Genomic DNA, 19,006 nt, shown 5'->3' on the forward strand with positions numbered 1-19,006 from the left:
CGAGCAAGCCCGCTCCCACATTTGACTGCATTTCTCCTGTAGAAACCCGGTCACCTGTGGGAGCGGGCTTGCTCGCGAAAGCGTCAGGTCGGCCAGTACTAAACTTCGACTGGAACCGATAACTTCGTGCCACCCAACGCATGGCTCTTGGAATCAAAGAACCGCAACTCAACCCCAGTCCCCTCAAACACCTTCGCGTAATGCCGCTTCTGGTGCTGGATGAACGCTTTGCTGCGCGGGTAAATCGAGATTGCCACCACCTGCGGTTTCGCCAGGCGCAAGGCATGGATGATGTGGCTGTCCTGCTCCCCCAACGCATGGCCGAAGATGCACAGTGCCTGGCCGTGACCGAGTAATTGCTCGTAGCAGAACGACAGGTAATCCGAACTGCGAATGGTCTTGAGCTTGTCCGCACTCGGGCCTTCATTGACGAACAGCGGCACGTCGTCGAGGGTCTTGATCGTGTTGTTGATGGCGAAATTGCCCAGCAACGTGCCCTCTGTCGACATCAGCTTGCGCGCCGTACCGTCCTGGTTGCGCACCAGATGCAGACCGCCGTGCAGGTACAGCAAACGGGTTTTATCGGTGGCCGTGTCGCTCAGGTCGAAACCGGGTTCGGCACCCTGGAACAGATCGCTGATCGCCTCAGGCTGGTGTTGCACTGCCCAGTAGTTGAGCAGGTCGTAATTGGTGGTGAACACCGTGCGGTAGCTGGCCAGCTCCTGATTGATCGTCGCCAGCGTCGAAGGCACTACCAGCCGCCACGGGATATGCACCGCGTGCACGGTGTTGATCAGCGCTTCCTTGATCGCGTAGTAGCGATTGCGCGGGGCGGCGGAGCTGACAGCCAGGGCCTTGTTGACCCGGCTGGTGGTTTTCAAGGCGCTCAGTACCTGCTCGAAACTGCGGGTCTGCATCGCATCGAACACGCTCAACTCGGACGGGCTCAGGGGTTTTTCTTCAACGGTGCGGGCGTTTTCGAACAGCGACTCGTAGCCGAAATCGTCCCACACCGCGCGACTGGCACCGTTGCCCACCAGCAAGCCACTGAACGAAGTGGTGCTGCGCAAGGCGTTCCAGTCTTCAAGTTGAGCATCGACATCCTGGAAATCGGTCATTGCGGTCTTCGTCTCACGGCAAAAGGTCTGTGGGCCGCGACTTTATCACGACCGGTGCCTGGACCACGGCACGACGTGGGCGAAGAACGCTATGCTGCGACTTCGCCTGAGCCGACTTCGCCGAGTACCCGATGCTGCAAAAAAGCCTGATCCGCCGTCTCGACCTGATCACCCTGCAACTGTTCGTCGCCGTGCACGAAGAGGGCACGCTGACCCGTGCAGCGGCGCGCGAAGCGATTGCCGTCTCGGCGGCGAGCAAGCGTTTGATGGAGCTGGAGGAGGCGTTGGGCATCAGCCTGTTCGTGCGCCAGGCCAAGGGCATGTCCCTGACGCCGGCCGGTGAAACCCTGCTGCACCATGCCCGGCAGATGTTGTTCAACGTCGAGAAAATGGGACTTGAACTGGGCGAGCACAGCCACGGTGTGCGCGGCTACGTGCGGATGCTCGCCAACCTGTCGGCGATCATTCAGTTTTTGCCTGAGGACCTGCGGGATTTTTCCGAGCGTCACCCACAGGTCAAGACCGACCTCGAAGAACGCCCCAGCGCCGGGGTGATTCAGGGCGTGCTCGACGGCGTGGCCGACCTCGGGATCTGTTCCATCGACAGTGACATCAAGGGCCTGCACAGCGTGCTGTATCGTCAGGACAAACTGGTGGTGTTGATGCCGCCGCACCATCCATTGGCGAGTCGGTCCAGCGTGGCGTTCGCCGATACGCTGGACAGTGATTACGTTGGGTTGCATGCCGCCAGTTCGATCAACATGCGTACCCATGCGGCGGCGCGCCAGGCCGGCAAGGTACTGCGGGTTCGTATTCATGTGCCGGGGTTTGATGCGATGTGTCGGATGATCCAGGCCAATATGGGCATCGGCATTTTGCCGCACAAGGCTTATGAATTGTTTGGCCGGGCCCTGGGTTTGCACGCGGTGCCGCTGACGGACGAATGGTCGGACCGGGCGTTGATTCTGGTGGTGCGCGATGAAGCTTTGTTGTCGCCGGTGAGCCGGATGTTGTTTGAGCATTTGCGGGGTACAGCCTAATAGTTCTCGGCTGAATGGGCGGGCCTCATCGCGAGCAAGCTCGCTCCCACACTGGGTCGGCGCCGCACTGAGGATCCCTGTGGGAGCGAGCTTGCTCGCGATGACTGACCTGAGGCCACGACAATTTCCCAGAGCGTTCGCATTTCGCGAACGCCCGTTGCCAACTGAAGGTTGGATTCCCGAGCTACCTGTCCTCTAGCCTTGGCACATATTCCAAGAACAAGAGGTACCCCGCGATGACTGCCCCTTTGAGTGCGATCAAAGTGATCGAGATCGGCACGCTGATCGCCGCGCCGTTTGCGGCGCGCATACTGGCCGAGTTCGGCGCCGAGGTGATCAAGATCGAATCCATGGGCCAGGGCGATCCCCTGCGCAAATGGCGCAAGCTGCACGAAGGCACCTCGCTGTGGTGGTACCTGCAATCGCGCAACAAGAAGTCCCTGGCGCTGAACCTCAAATCCCCTGAAGGCATCGAACTGGTCAAGCAACTGGCGACCAGCGCCGATGTACTGATCGAAAACCTGCGCCCCGGCGCCCTGGAAAAACTCGGCCTCGGTTGGGACGTGTTGCATGCGCTCAACCCCAACCTGACGCTGGTGCGGATTTCCGGTTACGGCCAGACCGGTCCGTACCGTGATCGTCCGGGTTTCGGTGCCATAGGCGAGGCCATGGGCGGGATTCGCTACACCACCGGCACACCCGGTTCGCCGCCGGCGCGGGTCGGTGTGAGCCTTGGCGATTCCCTGGCTTCGCTGCATGCGGTAATCGGTGCGCTGATGTCACTGCTAAGGGTCAAGACCGGGCAGGGCGGCGGGCAAGTCGTGGATGTGTCCCTGGCCGAAAGCGTGTTTAACGTCATGGAAAGCCTGGTGCCGGAATACGACATGCTTGGCCATGTGCGCGAGCGCAGCGGCGGTGCCTTGCCGGGCATCGCGCCGTCCAACACCTACCTGACGGCGGACGGCGCCTACGTGGTGATTGCCGGCAACAGCGATCCGATCTACAAACGCCTGATGCAAACCATCGGCCGCGCCGATCTGGCCGAGGCCCCGGAGTTCGCCCACAACGACGGGCGTGCAGCCAAGAGCAACCTGCTCGACGCCGCCATCACCCACTGGACCAGCAGCCTGCCCATCGACGAAGTGCTGGCCGCGCTGGAGGCCGCCGAAGTCCCGGCCGGGCGCATCTACTCGGTGGCCGACATCGTCGCCGATCCGCACTATCAGGCGCGGGACATGCTGCTCAATGCCGAGTTGCCCGGTGGCGCCACGGTGAAGATGCCAGGCATCGTGCCGAAACTCTCCGAGACGCCCGGCGGCGTGAACTGGTCCGGCCCCGGGCTGGGCCAGCACACCGACGGCATCCTCGCGCAATTGGGCCTGACTGCAACAGACATCGAACGCCTGAAAGTCGAAGGAGTGGTGCAATGATCACCGATTATTCCAACAGCCTGATCGTGCAGGAAGTGTCCCCGCGCGACGGTTTGCAAATCGAGCCGACCTGGGTTGAAACCCACGACAAGATCGCTCTGATCGATCAACTGTCGCTGGCCGGGTTCAGCCGCATCGAAGCCGGTTCGTTCGTGTCGCCCAAGGCGATTCCTGCGTTGCGCGATGGCGAGCTGGTGTTCAAGGGCATTAGCCGGCAACCTGGGGTGATCTATGTCGCGCTGATCCCCAACCTCAAAGGCGCGCAACGGGCATTGGCGTGCAGTGTCGATGAGCTGAACCTGGTGATGTCCGCGAGCCAGACCCACAACCTGGCGAACATGCGCATGCGCTGTGAAGATTCGTTGGCCGCGTTCGGCGAGATTGTGCAGTTCGTCGGCGACAGCCCGGTGCGACTCAACGCCAGCATCGCCACCACCTTCGGCTGCCCGTTTGAAGGCAAGATCGATGAGGACCGGGTACTGCAAATCGTCGACGCCTATCAGGAGCTCGGCATCCAGGGCATCACCCTGGCCGATACCACGGGCATGGCCAACCCGCGTCAGGTCGACCGGCTGGTGCGTCGGGTGCTGCAACGGGTCTCCCCATCAGACCTGACCCTGCATTTTCACAACACTCGCGGTCTTGGCCTGTGCAACGTGTTGGCCGCTTACGAAGCTGGTGCCCGGCGTTTCGACGCAGCCCTCGGCGGCCTCGGCGGCTGCCCGTTCGCACCGGGGGCATCGGGAAACATCTGCACCGAGGATCTGGTGAACCTGTGCGATGAAGTCGGCATTCACACCGGCATCGATTTGCCGCTGCTGCTGAAACTGTCCCGGGGACTGCCGGCGCTGCTCGGCCATGAAGTGCCCGGTCAACTGGCCAAGGCTGGGCGCAATTGTGACCTGCACCCCGTGCCCTCCTGAGCAAACTGCCCTCCTGTAGGAGCGAGCATGCTCGCGATGGACGTCAACGATAACGCTAGATGCCAGATACCCCGCGGCGATCTCAGGTTCATCGCGAGCGAGCTCGCTCCTACAGTGAAATCGAACATTTACCAGACAACAAAAACAATCGGACACCCACGGGAAGTCCGCCTGGAGAAACGCAATGAGCCTTAATGCACTGGAGGCCGGCGCGAGCCCGGCCGTTAGCCACGACGAAGAAAAAGCCCTGGTCAGCAAAGTCGCCTGGCGCCTGATGCCGCTGATCATGGTCTGCTACCTGTTCGCCTTTTTCGACCGCATCAACATCAGCTTCGCCAAGTTTCAGCTGCAGGCCGACCTGAGTCTGAGCGACACCGCTTACGGCCTCGGCGCCGGGTTGTTCGTGGTCGGTTATGTGATTTTCGAAGTGCCCAGCAACATGATGCTGTACAAGGTCGGCGCCCGGCGCTGGATCGCCCGGATCATGATGTCCTGGGGCCTGGCCACGGCGGCCATGGTGTTCGTCAACAGCGAATGGCAGTTCTACGTGCTGCGCTTCGTGATCGGCGCGATGGAGGCGGGTTTCGCTCCGGGCGTGCTGTATTACCTGACCCTGTGGTTCCCGCAGCACTATCGCGGGCGCATCACCTCGATGCTGTTCCTGGCGTCGGCGTTCGCTGGTCTGGTGGGCGCGCCGTTCTCCGGCCTGGTGCTGCAACACCTTGACGGTGTGCTGCAAATGCGTGGCTGGCACTGGCTGTTCCTGCTCGGTGGCGTTCCGTGTATCGGCCTCGGTTTGCTGGTGCTGACCCTGCTCAAGGACCGCATCGAAGACGCCCATTGGCTGACGCCTTCGGAGAAGACTTTGCTGGCCAGCCGTATCGCTCAGCATGAGCCGCACAAGAGCGGTGGTTCGCTGCTCGCCGCGCTGCGGATTCCGGGCTTCCTGACTTTGGGGCTGATCTATTTCCTGATTCAGGTGGCGTCCTACGGCTTGAATTTCTGGGCGCCGCAACTGATCCGCAGCGCAGGTACCGAGAGTCCGGTGATGATCGGCTTGCTGACCGCTATCCCTTATATCTGCGGCGCCATCAGCATGGTGGTGATCGGACGGCTGTCCGATGCTTCTGGCGAGCGGCGCAAGTTTGTCGCCGGTCTGGTGGCGGTCGGTGCGGTCGGGTTCTTCTGTGCGGGGATCTTCGCCAGTCACACGACCTTCCTGATTGTCGCGTTGGGCCTGCTCGGTGCCGGGATCATCGCCTCCATCCCGAGCTTCTGGACCCTGCCGCCGAAACTGCTGGCCGGTGCTGGCGCGGGCGCGGCCGGCGGGATTGCGGTGATCAACACCCTGGGCCAGTTCGGCGGCATCGTCAGCCCGGTGATGGTCGGCCGAATCAAGGACCTGACCGGCAGCACCACGCCGGCGCTGTATGTCATTGGTGTATGTGCGCTGATTGCGGTGGCGCTGTTGCTGTGGGGGTTGCCGCAGAAGTTGCGCACACTCGATAAGTTTTAAAAGATCGCAGCCTTCGGCAGCGCCTGCTCGGACCACGCATCCCGGTAGGCGCTGCCGGAGGCTGCGATCTTTTGATCTTCAAGAAGTCGCTGTCATCGCTTTTTCCGCAGCGTCACTAAACTGAATCAACACCACCCCGGCCATCAACAGCACCACCCCAAACACCTTGGGCAAGCTGACTGGCCGCTCCACCAACCCAAACCAGCCGAAGTGATCCAGCAACAACGACGCCACCACTTGCCCCGCCAGCGCCAATGCCATGAACCCCGCGGCACCCAGCTTGGGCAGCAGCACCAATGCCAGGGAAATGAATATCACCCCAAAAGCGCCACCGGCCCACATCCAGAGCGGCGCCTTGCTGATGAATGCCAGTGATGGCAACGGCAAGCGCATCGCAACGATGATCGGCATCAGCACCACGACGCTCACCAGCAACGAGGCGAGTGTCGCCCACAGCGGATGGCCCAACCCGCGCCCGAGATTGACGTTGATCGCGCTCTGAAACGGCACCACCGCCCCGGCGATCATCGCCAGTCCAATCAGACCGGCCCAATGCAACGTACTCATGATCGATCTCCAACAGGTTTTGCTGGACTCTAGGGTATTCGTCGCGCAGATTTAAATTCCGTTTTGTTATCCAGAACATGCAGCAGATGAATAATCTTCGCCGTATCGACCTCAACTTGCTGGTGATCCTCGACGCCTTGCTCAGCGAGCAACACGTGACCCGGGCGGCCGAGCGTCTGCACTTGAGCCAGCCAGCGGTCAGCCATGCGCTGGCGCGCTTGCGTGACCTGCTCGGCGATCCGCTGCTGGTGCGCGCCGGTGCCGGTCTTGTGCCGACTCCGCGAGCGCTGGAACTCGTGGTACCGCTGGCCGCAGCCCTGGCCCAGGTGCAAGCGCTGCTGGCGCCGAACGCCTTCGATCCCGCGACCACCCAGCGCACCTTCCGTCTGGCGATGTCCGACTACGGCGCCGCCATTGTCTTGCCGGGACTGATCCGAACGTTGCGCCGCGAAGCGCCGGGCATCGACCTGCAAATCAGCCATGGAAGCCGCGAAAGCATGCTCGAAGGGGTGCTCAACGGTGACATTGATGTCGCCGCCGGTGTATTCCCGGAAATGCCCCATGAGCTGCGCAGCACGCCCCTGTTCGAAGAGCACTATGCCTGCCTGGTGGACCGCAACAGCCTGCCCGCCGATGGTGGCCTCGACCTGCCCACTTACCTGGCTCGGCCTCACGTCCTGCTGGAAATGCGCGGCAGCGGCACCCCGGAAATCGAACGTGCATTGACTGCATTGCGCGAACGTCGTCGTGTGGCTGTCAGCCTGCCACACTGGAGCGTGGCCCCGGAGCTCATCAGCGGCACCGACCTGATCCTCACCGTCGCGTCGCGCGGCTTGCGCGATATCGATCAGTCTTCATTGGTTGTCGTGCCACCGCCGTTTCACATTCCGTCGTTCACCTTTGTGTTGGCGTGGCATAAACGGCGGGGTGGGGATCAGGCGTTGAACTGGTTGAATGAGCGGATCGTCCAAGGGACCCACCGTTGACTGATTTCTGTCGCGATCAGGCAGTCGGCAGTTGAGGTCCTGATATAGACTGGCCATCATTCACCAAGCCGTTCAAAAGGACTCCCCATGACCCCATCGTTGCTAATGGCCGTGCTTGCCTCGGGTTTTATCTACGGCATCACCCCGGGGCCGGGTGTGCTGGCGGTGTTCGGCATTGGCGCGGCCCATGGGCGACGGGCCGGGGCGGGGTTTCTGTGCGGGCATTTGCTCGGTGATGTGGTCTGGTGCAGCACGGCGCTGATTGCGATTGTCGGTGCGCGGGAGATCGGCAGTACCGCGTTCGACGTGCTCGGTGTGCTCAGCGGCCTGTACCTGTTCTGGCTCGGCTGGCGTGCGGTGCGCGCCCGGCGTAGCAGCGGTGATGCGCCGCAGGGCCCGGCGCGGCAGCCGTTCTGGCACGGCATCCTGTTTGGCCTGACCAATCCCAAGGCCTATCCGGTGGCGGTGGCGACGTTCACGGCATTGCTGTCGAGTCGCGCGGAACTGCTCAACTGGTCAATGCTGCCGGCGCTGATCGCCCTGAGTTTCGTCGGCGGGTTGCTCGCCTACGCTATTCTCATCGGCATCGTCGGTGCACGGCGAGTGCGCACCTTGTACCAGCGTCATGAACTGGCAATCACCCGGTTGTGCGGGGTAATGTTCATCGGTTTCGCCATCAATGCGCTGGTCCATGCGTTGCCGGGGCTGATGCCGGAAAAGGCTTGAATGTAATCACAGGGATGCAAGGCTGACGGGGCAGGGATGATTGAAGAGCGCTGCATTATCGGGGCACCCACGCTGAACCATGGAAAACCGGAATTCCGCGCCGCTGGCGAGTTATATCGATCTGTTGCTGGACGCCGTCTGTGCGGTGGATAAGCAGGGCCGCTTCGTCTTTGTCAGCGCGGCATGCGAACGCATTTTTGGCTACAGCGCCGATGAGATGATCGGCGAGGCGATGATCGACATGGTGCACCCGGGCGATCGCCAGCGCACCCTCGACGCCGCCCGGGAGATCATGGGCGGTGAGCCCAAGCTCAACTTCGAAAACCGCTACCTGCGCAAGGATGGCAGTGTGGTGCACATCCTCTGGTCGGCACGCTGGTCCGAGGACGATCAACTGCGCATCGCCGTTGCTCGTGACATCACCGAGCGTAAGCAGGCCGAGTCCCGGCAGGCAGCGTTGTATGCGATTTCCGAAGCGGCCCATGCGGCAGAGGATCTGCTGGCGTTGTTCAAGCGCATCCACATGATCATCGGCGAATGGCTGCCGGCATTGAGTTTTTCCGTGGCGCTGTACGACCAGCACTGCGCACAGCTGAACTTTCCCTATCACGTCGATGACCACGAGCCACAGCCCGAACAGCCCGGAACCATGACCGGGCGCCTGTGTGTCGAGGTGATCTGCACGGGGCAGCCGATCCTGTTGACTCCGGGCCAGTGCCCACCTCTTGCCGGCTTCGAAATGCTGCAGACCGAACAGAACGCACCCTGTTGGCTGGGTGTGCCGCTGAGTTCGCAAAACGGCACCATCGGCGCGCTGGTCGTCAAAAGCATTCCGGGCGGCGAACGCTACACCGAGCAAGACAAGGAGCTGCTGCAATACGTCTGCGCCCAGGTCGCCACGGCCATCGAGCGCAAGCAATTGCACGCCCGCCTGCAACACATGGCCCAGTACGACCAACTGACCCAGTTACCCAACCGCGAGCTGCTGCGCGAACGGCTCAAGGCGTCACTGCAAGTGGCCCGGGAGGGCGGCGGGCGCATGGCGCTGCTGTACGTCGACCTTGACCGCTTCAAGCAAGTCAACGACACCCATGGGCACGCGGTCGGCGACATGCTGTTGCAAGCGGTGGCCAACAGGCTCAAGGGCTGCGTGCGGGAAATCGACACCGTGGCCCGCATCGGCGGCGATGAGTTCGTGGTGTTGCTGCACAGCATTCACGCGGCGGACGATACCGACCTTGTGGTCGAAAAAGTCCGTCAGGTCCTGGGTCAGCCCCTGCGCCTGGACGGGCACAGCCTGAATATCCAGCCCAGCATCGGCGTCGCCCGATACCCCGATCACGGCACCGAAGAGAAGCAATTGTTCCGGCATGCCGACGAGGCGATGTACTGCGCCAAACGCGAGCATCACCTGCGACTGGTCTGAAAAACCGCGCACCGTTCGTCGTGGCATCCACGTAATTTTCTAAACCTTTTGGGGCGCGCAAATTCAGATTCTATGCGGGCTACAGCTCGCCGCGACTACCACCAAGAGGAAGAGAATCATGCCTAATTCAAGAAACTCGAACTCGGGGAACTTCGCCAACGATCGAACGAAGGCCTCAGAAGCCGGTCGCAAGGGTGGGAAAACCACCACGACGACTGTCGACAAAGAGCCTGCGAAACCCGACATGGGCCGCAAGCCCGGACAGAAATCCAAGTAATGGATGATGGTGGTTTTGATTGAGAAGCGGGGGCGAAAGCTCCCGTTTGAATTTGAAGAGGAGGGCGCGACCATGAACCGGATGGCCACCCGATTATGTAATACCAGTCTTGCCACGTTACTGGGCCTGTTTGCCAGCGGCGTCTTTGCCCAGTCGACTGCCGAGTTCATCGACGAGGCCTCGGCAAAAGGTATTGCCGATATTGAAGCAAGTCGCCTGGCACACCAGAAAGCCGAGTCCAAAGAGGTCAAGGACTACACCATTATCGTCATCAACGACCGCACCACGGCGAACCAGCACCTGGCGAAAATCGCCAAGCAACTGGATATACCGGTCGCCCCTCGGGAAGAAATTGTCGAAAAGGCCAAAGCCCTGATGCCACAAGTCATGGATGGGGCGACCTACGATGAGGCCTATACCGTCAGTCAGGTGAAGACCACCCAGGAAGCCATCGAACAGCTGCAGCAGGAGGCGCAGACCACCGACGTGCCGCAAATCAAGGCGTTCGCCGAAGAAACCCTGCCTAAATTGCAAAATCACCTGGAAATGGCCAAGGCGTTGCAAGCCAGTCGTTGACCTGAAGGTTTGAACACAAACGGCGCGGGGCTTCAGTCACGCGCCGTTTTTCTGTTCAGCACAGATCCAGATGCGGCTTGGGGTTATGCGTTGGATTCAGGCCATTGAGGTCAAACACTCGACGTGATCGAAAAGGTTATTTTCTGAAACCTTTAGCGGTGCTCGCCGCGGTATCGTAGCGTCCCGAGGACAACGTACCGACAGGAGAACGCAATGAGTTGGTCCGCCAAACAGTACGTCGCTTTTGAAGATGAGCGCACCCGTCCCGCCCGTGACCTGCTGGCGGCCGTCCCCGCCGGGGACGTGCGCTTGGCCATCGATATCGGTTGTGGGCCCGGCAACTCCACCGAGTTGCTGGTCGAGCGTTTTGCCGATGCCACGGTGCGTGGGCTGGACAGTTCCAGCGACATGATCGACGCCGCGCGCAAGCGCTTGCCGCATGTGCAATTCGACATCGCCGACATCGACACCTGGAATGACAGTGGCCCGTTCGATGTGATTTTCGCCAACGCGGTGTTGCAGTGGGTGCCTGATCACGCCACCTTGCTACCATCGCTGGTGAGCAAACTGGCGCCGGGTGGCAGCCTGGCCGTCCAGATGCCTGACAACCTGAATGAACACTCGCACCGCTTGATGCGTGAAGTCGCCGCTGATGGCCCATGGGTCGGCAAACTGGCAGGTACCGCCGGGCAAAGGACCGAAATGGCCGATGCCAGTGGCTACTATTCGATTTTGAAAGCCTGTTGCACCCGCGTCGATGTGTGGCGCACCACTTACCATCATCCGCTCGCGGGCGGTGCATCTGGCGTGGTGGAGTGGTTCAAGGGCAGTGGCTTGCGACCGTTTCTCGATCCGCTGGACGAGGCGGAGCGGGCGCAGTATCTGAAGCAATATCAGACTGCTATCGAACGGGCGTATCCGGCCCTGGCCGATGGTTCGGTGCTGTTGCCATTCCCGCGACTGTTTATCGTCGCGACCCGCTGAAGCAAAACAGGGACAGTTGATGAGCGTCATCTGCCCCTTTTTTCGATTTTGAAAAATCACTGTGGCTTGTTCTTTTTTGAGCGCCGGGCACTCAAGTACTCAAAGGCAAAGGAGGCAAAGCCGAACAACCCGATCAATGAAATGATCATGATTCCCAACTCTGAATTGTGCATGTTGATCTCGAGGCGAAGGATGAGCCGGGAGAATAAGGGAACTGTTGTTGGGCTCAACGCAGCTCTACGGCTTCTTTACTCGCTTACGGTGATCTATACGCAAAAGATATGAGCGTCCAGGTGGCAGGGTCACATTCAGTGCTGAACACCAACCCACTGTTTTGAGTCATATCAGGGGCTCCAATCAGTTACTCGATCACGTCGATTTCCACCAGTGCCCACGTACAGCCAGCGTACCTTGGATTAGATGTGTGCAGGGTAACGCTGCTGGCTGAGGGGAAGGGTGCACCGTTCTCGGCGAGCATCTCGAAATACCCCTCAATGGCTTGTTGAACCATGGCTATTGCATCTTCCAGATCTTCACCGGCGCTATAACAACCTGGCACATCCGGGACTTCAACGCCCCACGCATGTTCGTCGTCCATGAAAATCGCAATCGGGTAAAACATGTTCATGGTCCTCCGTGAACACAGCGGGTGAGGTTATGAACCCCAAAGGGCGCCCCCGAAAGGCGCCGGGTGGACTGTCAGGATGGTTCTGCATCCATGCGTCGAGCGATAACGTCCAGCACATCGCAACCATCGCGCAATGGCACGCAGCAGAGCAATGCGAAGTCGCTCAGGACCACGGTGTCGGAGGTCAGGTCGCCACGCATCGCGAGGTTTTCCAGGAGCTGGGTGACGGCTCGAATTCTGTAACTGGCGGTGCTGAGCAGGGAATGCAGGGGTTGGGTGGTGTTGACGTAGAGGGAGGGGAGGTCGTCGGCGTTGCTGGTTAAAGCCATATATTCATTCATGAGTGATTCCTTGAATTGAAGTGAACTACCACTCAGTGTCGCCAAACAAAAGGTGGTAGCTGTACGCAGGTTGGCGAACCGGGACAAGGCAAACCGGTAGACCCAAAGGTCTCCCACGCACAGCCACCATAAACAGGTAGCCAAGTGCGTTCAGAAACGCTCCGAGATTGCTCGGAGGTTCCTATGCTTTGTCATCGAGTCGCCAAACCCGATACGCCATTTGGACGCGGTCGGACTATAGGTCTCATGACAAAGGCACAGCAATGCGCAAGTCTACGGACATTTCCCAGTGTCGTGTAGGACGTTGCTTTTTCTAACGTTGATCTCTGTTTGGCCTTTAAAAACGGGACCTTAACATTAGCGTTGGCAGGCGCATCACCAAATCCCGCGCAAAAAAACCGGCCACTTGGGCCGGTTTTTTCTGTCTCTACATCCCCGGGAAAAGGTGACGGATATGTTTATCAACGTAGAGCTGGATCGGTCATGATTCGACCAAATTCCGGGTACAAAAAAGGCTAAAAGTGCCTTTTTTTACTTAATCCACCTCTCATCTTTCAATCCTCAAACGCAGAACGCACAGCCTCCACAACGCGCTCTGCCACGAGCTCATCTTCAAGTTGCGGATACCCTTTCTTCAGCTTGCCCGACACCGTCCAGCCATTCTCCTTGATAGAGCGAATGATGCGATTCGCGTCCTGGTCTGGCATTTCCAATACCTCTTTCAACTGTTCCTGTGCTCGCTGAAAGATCACCAGTACTCTGGCTTCATCCGCCATTTCCTTTTTAATCGTGTGCTCGATAACGCGTGCGGTGTACAGGACGTGTTCGGTCAGATCGGGATAGCGCCAGGCAAAACGCGCGTCCTCATATTCATCGAAGATGAAGTTGCTGCGAGTACCGTCCTCGTAGGTCACGAGTTCGCCGAACCGATGGGCCGTCGCGTAACGTCGCATGAACGGTCGCGAGAATACTTCGAGCGTACGATCGTAGCCGGCCCTGAAGTCGATCGAGCTTGTGATTGTGGCAGAGACCGGCAATATCACGCCGTCGGGCACAGCCTTGTCCCGAACCAGGGTGTCGTTGATCAGGAAGCGGTGAATCCGGCCATTTCCGTCGCGCATGGGATGGATGTACACGAAGCCAAATGCCAACACTGCGGCACGTGCCACTGACTCAGCACCACGGGTTGCGACCTCAAACTCGTTGAGGCCTGCCAAGAGCTGAGCGAGGTCTGCGAAATGGGGGGCAATGTAATGCACGATGTCCTCGCGCATCGTGGCTTGCCCCACAAATACGGGAGAGCGCCGCAAGCCCAGTCCGATGGCGTCATGTCCAAGAATGCCAGCTTGCAGGGAATGCAGGCTGTCGTTGCTCAACGGGTCTTTGATATGACCGCAGTGCTGGGCAATGACATGGGCAAACCGCTGGATGCGATCCGCCTGGCCGGCTTCCTTTTCGATGAGAAAACTCGCGCGCGATTCCTTGAACGTCAGCCAACTGGCCGTACGCATCAGGATGTCGGCACCAAAGGCCTGATCCAATTCACCCAATGCTTCGCGCAGATTGAATTGCAGAGCTTCTCGCACTGGCACCGTACGACGAACCAAGGGGCAGAACTCAGCCGTCCCCGGCAGGTTGTTGTTGATGCGCCAACGACGAGTTCGCAGAGCGTCGCGACGAGTCAGATAGTCTTGGGGCGAAAGTACATCAACATAGCCGCCATTGGTCACGTCAGGCACATCCAGGCGTTCGCCTGTCAGCCATTCGTAGAGGAACCCCGTGCGGCGGGCGTATTGACCGAAAGGCTCCCGTCGACACCACTCTTCGACAGGCTGCGGGCCTATGGTTGCAAACAGGCGGGCGAAGAACTCGAGGTGGATCTCTTCGTACTTGAGGCCGAATTCGAAATGTCCTGCGAAATCGTCTGCGGGCCGATAGCTTGTCGGGTATCGGTTCTCCACATTGCCGTCGGTTTCGCGATTGACACGTACAGTGCCGATCATGGATTCGACGCGCAGAGTCTGTGCCAGTGCGATGTCGTAACGGGTCGCGAGGGTCTTGAAACCGACTTGCATTGACGAAATCCTTTACTGGGGCAAGAAAAACGTTAACAGAACCTTGATCTTATGCGAAAACGCTAATTTCGAAACGGTGAAAACACTAATGTCGGATTGAATTTGATAACAAATCCGTACTTTTCGAAAAAAACGCTAACAGGTCTCAGGATAGACGCTATCGCCCAAGGGCACTTGCTAATCGATCAGGGAAAATGGCGGAATGGCTGAAGAAGCAAAATCCACCAAATCCCGGACACAAAAAAACCGGCCATCAAGGCCGGTTTTTTCTGTCTCTGCATCCCCCGTCAAAACAACCCTGACGTGAGATCAAAATTCAATTGGAGCGGGTGAAGGGAATCGAACCCTCGTTATCAGCTTGGGAAGCTGGAGTAATGCCATTATACGACACCCGCTCAGAGCGCTGACTTTGTACCAGATACGGCTGCGGATTTGAAGTTTTTCTTTACGTGGAGCGGGTTTAACGCAGATGTGACAAAAAAGCCCGGACCGCATGACGGTCGATCGCGGGCAAGCCTCGCGCCTGCAGAATACGTTTAACGCAGCAGGGCGGGGCTTGCTCGCGATGACGCTACTTCAGCCTGCCAATGCATGGTGTTCCTGGGCGTTGTGGTAACGCGGTCGGCTTTCGAGTTGCGCTGGTTTCAGGAAGCCCATCAGTGCGTTGCGGCTGTCTCGGCAGGCGGCTTTGTGCTCCATGTCGAGAAAGTGACCGGTGGCCTGAATGGTGCTGAACGTGCTGTGTTGCACGTGGCCGGCGAACAACCGGGCATCGTCGGCGGCGGTGTATTCGTCCCATTCGCCGTTGAGGAACAGCACCGGCACGTCGATTTTCTTCGCCGCGTGCAGGTAGCACTGGCGGTCGCTGTGCAGCACGTCGCTGATGTGGAAGTGCATCTGCCCGTACTCATGTTCGGCCAGGGAGCTGACGTGGCGATAGTTGAAGCGCTTGAACAACGACGGCAGGTGTTTGCCGATGGTGTCGTTCACCAGGTGCCCGACCCGGTCGCGGTCCAGGTTGCCGAGGTGTTCGACGCCGCGCTCGAGGTAGTCGAGCATGTGCGCGTTGATCACCGGGGAGAACGAGCTGATCACGGCTTTTTCGATGCGCCGTGGCCGTTGCGACAATGCCATCATGGTCGCGGCACCGCCCCAGGAAAACGACAGCACGTGCTCGGCGGCGAAGTGGTCGATCAGCTCAAGCAGGATCTGTCCTTCGATTTCCTTGGTGAGCATTTTTTCATGTAGGTTGTGGGCTTTTGACCGGCCCGCGTAGGGCTGGTCGTAGCAGACGACGTTGAACTGCGGATGGAGGTTTTTCACGGTTTGTGCAAACGACGCAGTCGTAGCCATCGAGCCGTTGACCAAGATAATGGTCTTCTCTGCGGCGTCTGCGCGATAGAACTCCGTGTAAACCCGATACTGACCCTGTATATCCAGCACAGCGATTTCTGGCCTCATGTCATAAGACTCCTGGCAAGCGGGTATGCGCGCAAATGAGATTGCACGAGCTTTGTGACAGGTAGGCATACGCCTGGAATTTGAGAGGCCCATGTCGATCCATTGCAGTCCGGTCGACGGGTATTGTTATTGGCGGGCAGTCTGCCGGATGAGGCCGGAACCCTAGGGTTCCTACCGGCAAAAAGTTTCTTAGAAGTATGGGGTGACTCGTCGGTCACATTTCGGCCGACGTCCTGATTCAAGCAGGGGTCACATCATTGCGCAAGTGCCGTTGGTAAATTGTTCGACAACTTTCTGCTGAGCGGTCGCGCGCTTAGATCGATCCGATCTCTTCGTCGGTCAGCGGGCGGTATTCGCCCGGTTTCAAGGCGTCGTCGAGCACCAGCGACCCCATGCGTTCGCGATGCAGGCGCATCACCTTGTTGTCGAAGTGGCCGAACATGCGCTTGACCTGGTGATAGCGGCCCTCGACGATGCTCAGGCGTGCGCATTTTGGCCCGAGCAGCTCTAGCCCGGCGGGTTGCGTGGTGAGGTCTTCGAAGGCGAAGTACAGCCCTTCGTTGAATTTGATCGCGTATTCGGGGCCGATGTCCTGCTCGGTTTCGACGTAATAGACCTTGGGCAGTTTGGTCTGCGGTTGGGTCAGGCGCCGCGACCAACTGCCATCGTTGGTGATCAGCATCAGGCCGGTGGTGTTGAAGTCCAGGCGTCCGGCGATGTGCAGTTCGTCCTTGTCCGGTTCATGGATCAGATCGAGCACGGTCGGGTGCTGCTGATCCCGGGTGGCGCTGACGCATCCGGCGGGCTTGTGCAACATGAAATGGCGCAGGGGTTTACCGACTTGCAGCACCTCGTTGTCGACTTCGACGCGGCTGAATTCGCGGACTTCGCTGTGCGGGTCGCTGACGACTTTTCCGTCAACCCTGACGCGTTTTTCCACCAGCAACAGGCGCACCTGCTTACGGTTGAAGCACGGCAGGTTGCTGAGGAAACGGTCGACACGCATGACTTAAGGATCGGAAAGGACAGGGGCGCGCATCTTACTTGATCGACCCGGACGCTGCTTGCAACTGCGCCTCGACCTCAGCGCAGCGCGGGCACAGGCACGAGGCGTCGCGCAGTTCCGCCGGCAGCGCCTGGAGCACCGCCGGGTCGATGCTGACGCCGTAGCACCAGCAGGCGCGGTCGGCGGTTCGCGGGTCGGCCAGGGCGCAGTCGTTGGATGCACCGCAGGCCGGGCAGAGGTCAGGCTGGTTCATAGCTGAAGTGAGGTTTTTCCACGCAGGTTCGGTTACGGCCAGTTTGCTTGGCCCGATACATCGCATGATCCGCCCGTGACAGCAGGCTGTGCAAGGTATCATCGGGCTGCTGGGTGGTGATGCCGATGCTGACGGTCACATGCAAGGCCTGACTGTTGTAGGCATAGCGCTGTTGTTCCACGTGCTGGCGAATTTTCTCGGCAATCATCAGGCCGGTCTTACCGTCGGTGTCCTTGAGCAGCACGATGAACTCTTCACCACCCCAGCGGCAGACGATGTCGGAGTGCCGCAGGCAACTTTCCAGATCCCGGGCGAAACCGATCAGTACCTGGTCGCCGGCCAGGTGGCCGTAGGTGTCGTTCAGCGCCTTGAAGTGGTCCAGGTCCAGCAGCAAAGCGGTCAGCGGCTTGGGCTCGCGCCGGGCTTCGTGCATGGCCTGCGCGGCCAGCAGGTCGAAGCCGCGACGGTTGGGCAGTTCGGTCAGGCTGTCGAGGATGGCCTGGGCCTGGATCTTGTCCTGATAGCGTTTGATCACCCGGCTGAGCAGGGCCAGCACGATCAAGGTGACCAGCAGGCAGATCAGCAGGTTGAGGTACAGCGACTGGCGGATTTCACCTAGGGCACTGTCTTCGCGTTTGTCGACGAACAGGTACCAGTTCAGCTCCGGGATAAACCGCACGTTGAGGAAATGCCCCTGGCCCTGCACGGAGTATTCATAGCTGCCGCTGTGGGGTTTGGGCAGCCGGCTGACCAGGTCTTTCATGCTGTCGAGTTCGCTGAGTTTCTGCCCGATGTGCGCACCCTGCGGACCCCCTTCGGCGCCGGTGAGCACCAGGCGCCCGAAGTTGTCGACGAAATACACACTGCGTTGATAGCGCTGCTGGTACTTGTCGATCAGCTTGATCACGGCATCGACGGTCAGGCCAACCCCGGCCGCGCCGATGAATCGGCTGTTGTAGTCGTAGACCTTGTAGTTGATGAAGAAGGTCAGGTTGTCCTTGTTGGCGAGATCCGGGTCGACGTTGATCTCGTACGGATCCTTCATGTCCCGCACGCGAAAGTACCAGGCATCGCGGGGCTCGGTGGTCTTGACCTGCTTGAGCACACCCTTGGCGTGGTAGTAGGTCAGGCTGGTGTTGGAGACGAAGAACGCGGTGTAGGCGCCGTAGTGGGTCATGACCTCGTTGAGGTAACGGGTCATCTGGTCGGAATCCTTTTCACCATTGACCACCCAGTCGCGCATGAAGGTGTCGCGAGCCATCATCGAGGAAATCAGGATCGGCCTGACGAGGTCTTTCTGGATTTCCGAGTAGACCGTATCCGAGGTCAGCGGCAGTTCGGTGTTGACGATGTTGTCGCGGATCGAGGCCCGGGAGGCGTAGTAACTGAGGAAGGAGGTGGCGAGGAAACCTGCGCCCAGCAATGCGACCAGCGTGAGCACCAACGAACGTTGAGAGTACAGCGGCGAGCGAAGCGGCATGGCAGTTCCATTGGCAGTCATCCGATGGTTGCATTCTAATGGCACTGCGGGGAAATAACTGCTCCATGTGTGCCGCGAATGGTCGTTCCCACATTCCACGAAGGGTTACGCCCGCCGCCAGCGTGAATGAGGCGGCACTTTGATGGTGCTCGTGTGCACCGCATTGGAACCTGTCCGCCGCTGATCAGACGGT

The 19,006-nt window shown here is 59.6% G+C and carries 18 protein-coding genes, 1 tRNA gene and 1 pseudogene; 10 read left to right on the forward strand and 10 right to left on the reverse strand.

All coding sequences use genetic code 11. The annotated features are described in order from the left end of the window. Nucleotides 1-98 precede the first annotated feature (98 nt). On the reverse strand, nucleotides 99-1,118 hold the full coding sequence (locus AC1RDQ_RS17655; RefSeq protein WP_492587792.1) for a DUF4917 family protein: 1,020 nt from the start codon (nucleotides 1,116-1,118) through the stop codon (nucleotides 99-101). A gap of 131 nt (nucleotides 1,119-1,249) precedes the next feature. Here AC1RDQ_RS17655 and AC1RDQ_RS17660 point away from each other — a divergent pair, with 131 nt between their 5' ends. The 4 genes from AC1RDQ_RS17660 (at nucleotide 1,250) to AC1RDQ_RS17675 (ending at nucleotide 6,027) form a co-directional block, all read left to right on the forward strand. Then, nucleotides 1,250-2,158: a LysR family transcriptional regulator gene (locus AC1RDQ_RS17660; protein WP_057716051.1), complete on the forward strand. Its 909-nt coding sequence runs from the start codon at nucleotides 1,250-1,252 to the stop codon at nucleotides 2,156-2,158. A 236-nt stretch (nucleotides 2,159-2,394) separates the two neighbouring features. Next, the gene (locus AC1RDQ_RS17665; RefSeq protein WP_492587793.1) at nucleotides 2,395-3,588 is read left to right on the forward strand and encodes a CaiB/BaiF CoA transferase family protein; all 1,194 of its coding nucleotides are present in this window, start codon (nucleotides 2,395-2,397) and stop codon (nucleotides 3,586-3,588) included. After that, nucleotides 3,585-4,511 (forward strand): hydroxymethylglutaryl-CoA lyase, encoded by a 927-nt coding sequence (locus tag AC1RDQ_RS17670; protein WP_492587794.1) that lies wholly within the window; start codon nucleotides 3,585-3,587, stop codon nucleotides 4,509-4,511. The genes AC1RDQ_RS17665 and AC1RDQ_RS17670 overlap by 4 nt, the downstream gene beginning before the upstream one ends. A gap of 184 nt (nucleotides 4,512-4,695) precedes the next feature. Next, the gene (locus AC1RDQ_RS17675; RefSeq protein ID WP_057716048.1) at nucleotides 4,696-6,027 is read left to right on the forward strand and encodes an MFS transporter; all 1,332 of its coding nucleotides are present in this window, start codon (nucleotides 4,696-4,698) and stop codon (nucleotides 6,025-6,027) included. 78 nt (nucleotides 6,028-6,105) lie between these two features. On the opposite strand, the gene AC1RDQ_RS17680 is transcribed toward AC1RDQ_RS17675, so the two are convergent. Continuing rightward, a complete protein-coding gene (locus tag AC1RDQ_RS17680) occupies nucleotides 6,106-6,594 on the reverse strand; it encodes a DMT family transporter (RefSeq protein WP_492587795.1) in 489 nt (162 codons plus the stop codon). A 77-nt stretch (nucleotides 6,595-6,671) separates the two neighbouring features. On the opposite strand from AC1RDQ_RS17680, the gene AC1RDQ_RS17685 reads away from it, so the two are divergent. The 6 genes from AC1RDQ_RS17685 (at nucleotide 6,672) to tam (ending at nucleotide 11,569) form a co-directional block, all read left to right on the forward strand. Further along, complete coding sequence (locus AC1RDQ_RS17685) at nucleotides 6,672-7,580, forward strand: LysR family transcriptional regulator (protein ID WP_492587796.1); 909 nt, start codon at nucleotides 6,672-6,674, stop codon at nucleotides 7,578-7,580. Between the two features lie 87 nt (nucleotides 7,581-7,667). Continuing rightward, nucleotides 7,668-8,306, forward strand: a complete 639-nt coding sequence (locus AC1RDQ_RS17690) for a LysE family translocator (RefSeq protein WP_057716045.1) — start codon at nucleotides 7,668-7,670, stop codon at nucleotides 8,304-8,306. A 79-nt stretch (nucleotides 8,307-8,385) separates the two neighbouring features. Further along, nucleotides 8,386-9,732 carry a sensor domain-containing protein gene (locus AC1RDQ_RS17695; protein ID WP_057716044.1) on the forward strand — a complete coding sequence of 449 codons (1,347 nt, stop codon included), beginning with the start codon at nucleotides 8,386-8,388 and terminating at the stop codon, nucleotides 9,730-9,732. A gap of 118 nt (nucleotides 9,733-9,850) precedes the next feature. After that, the gene (locus AC1RDQ_RS17700; protein ID WP_007976786.1) at nucleotides 9,851-10,009 is read left to right on the forward strand and encodes a KGG domain-containing protein; all 159 of its coding nucleotides are present in this window, start codon (nucleotides 9,851-9,853) and stop codon (nucleotides 10,007-10,009) included. Between the two features lie 72 nt (nucleotides 10,010-10,081). Next, nucleotides 10,082-10,585: a DUF4142 domain-containing protein gene (locus tag AC1RDQ_RS17705; RefSeq protein ID WP_492587797.1), complete on the forward strand. Its 504-nt coding sequence runs from the start codon at nucleotides 10,082-10,084 to the stop codon at nucleotides 10,583-10,585. Nucleotides 10,586-10,798: 213 nt separating this feature from the next. Further along, nucleotides 10,799-11,569 (forward strand): trans-aconitate 2-methyltransferase, encoded by a 771-nt coding sequence (tam, locus tag AC1RDQ_RS17710; RefSeq protein ID WP_492587798.1) that lies wholly within the window; start codon nucleotides 10,799-10,801, stop codon nucleotides 11,567-11,569. A gap of 370 nt (nucleotides 11,570-11,939) precedes the next feature. Here tam and AC1RDQ_RS17715 read toward each other — a convergent pair. From AC1RDQ_RS17715 to AC1RDQ_RS17750, 8 genes and pseudogenes are all read right to left on the reverse strand, one after another. Further along, nucleotides 11,940-12,191, reverse strand: a pseudogene (locus AC1RDQ_RS17715) (type II toxin-antitoxin system HicB family antitoxin); the annotation flags it as partial. A gap of 77 nt (nucleotides 12,192-12,268) precedes the next feature. Then, on the reverse strand, nucleotides 12,269-12,538 hold the full coding sequence (locus tag AC1RDQ_RS17720) for a hypothetical protein (RefSeq protein ID WP_057716042.1): 270 nt from the start codon (nucleotides 12,536-12,538) through the stop codon (nucleotides 12,269-12,271). Nucleotides 12,539-13,092: 554 nt separating this feature from the next. Beyond that, nucleotides 13,093-14,613, reverse strand: a complete 1,521-nt coding sequence (locus AC1RDQ_RS17725) for a Fic family protein (protein WP_492587799.1) — start codon at nucleotides 14,611-14,613, stop codon at nucleotides 13,093-13,095. A 321-nt stretch (nucleotides 14,614-14,934) separates the two neighbouring features. Further along, nucleotides 14,935-15,008, reverse strand: a tRNA-Gly gene (locus tag AC1RDQ_RS17730). A 181-nt stretch (nucleotides 15,009-15,189) separates the two neighbouring features. Continuing rightward, nucleotides 15,190-16,074, reverse strand: coding sequence for an alpha/beta fold hydrolase (locus AC1RDQ_RS17735; protein WP_057716040.1), 885 nt, complete (start codon nucleotides 16,072-16,074; stop codon nucleotides 15,190-15,192). A gap of 313 nt (nucleotides 16,075-16,387) precedes the next feature. Further along, nucleotides 16,388-17,080: a pseudouridine synthase gene (locus AC1RDQ_RS17740; protein ID WP_057716039.1), complete on the reverse strand. Its 693-nt coding sequence runs from the start codon at nucleotides 17,078-17,080 to the stop codon at nucleotides 16,388-16,390. Between the two features lie 34 nt (nucleotides 17,081-17,114). Then, on the reverse strand, nucleotides 17,115-17,333 hold the full coding sequence (locus AC1RDQ_RS17745; protein WP_057716038.1) for a cysteine-rich CWC family protein: 219 nt from the start codon (nucleotides 17,331-17,333) through the stop codon (nucleotides 17,115-17,117). Beyond that, entirely contained in the window at nucleotides 17,320-18,813 is a 1,494-nt protein-coding gene (locus tag AC1RDQ_RS17750; RefSeq protein WP_492587800.1) for a sensor domain-containing diguanylate cyclase, read from the reverse strand. The genes AC1RDQ_RS17745 and AC1RDQ_RS17750 overlap by 14 nt, the downstream gene beginning before the upstream one ends. Nucleotides 18,814-19,006: the final 193 nt, after the last annotated feature.

This window comes from Pseudomonas sp. GW823-FHT02E01, from assembly GCF_058797535.1.